Genomic DNA, 533 nt, shown 5'->3' with positions numbered 1-533 from the left:
GGTCAGGCCAGCAGACCGGTGTCCCGCAGATCGTCGAAGACCGCCCGATCCACCGGCGCGGTCCGGTCCCGGTCCGCGTAGGTCAGCCAGGCCACCTCCTCGATCTCGCCCCCGGCCCGAAGCGCCCCCCGGTGCCGGGCGGTGTAGCAGGCCATCCGCACCACCGCGTCCGCACCGTGGCCGTCGGCCTCCGCCTCGTACACCCCGGCCGGTTCGACGGTGTCGACCAGCAGCTCCACACCCACCTCCTCCCGCACCTCCCGCACCAGGGTCTCCAGGTCGCTCTCCCCGGTCTCCCGCTTGCCACCGGGGATGTAGAACAGCGTCCGCCCCCGGCTCCGGGTCCCCAGGATCCGACCGTCCTCCACACACACCCACGCCACCGTGTCGATCAGGCGCATGCCGTCCCCGCCTCTTCCCGCGGCTGCTCCACCGCTTCCCCGACGCTCCGGGGTTCTTCGAACCCGCCGGCCGGTCCGTGTCGAACCGACGACCGGGCGATTGTGCCGGCCGGGCCCCGCCGGCCCGGGAAC

General features: G+C 73.9%; 1 protein-coding gene. It reads right to left on the bottom strand.

Annotated features, from left to right (window positions below):
- Nucleotides 1-2: 2 nt before the first annotated feature.
- Entirely contained in the window at nucleotides 3-401 is a 399-nt protein-coding gene (locus FNQ90_RS26290; RefSeq protein ID WP_182608572.1) for an NUDIX hydrolase, read from the bottom strand.
- Between the last annotated feature and the right edge of the window lie 132 nt (nucleotides 402-533).

Origin of the sequence: Streptomyces alkaliphilus (assembly GCF_014141535.1) — a bacterium.
In the GTDB taxonomy this organism is placed as follows: Bacteria; Actinomycetota; Actinomycetes; order Streptomycetales; family Streptomycetaceae; genus Streptomyces; species Streptomyces alkaliphilus.
This window is presented reverse-complemented; position numbering and strand designations above follow the sequence as displayed.

Coding starts and splice junctions, on each gene's coding strand:
- FNQ90_RS26290 (WP_182608572.1), bottom strand. CDS start 401: ATGCGCCTGATCGACACGGTGGCGTGGGTGTGTGTGGAGGACGGTCGG.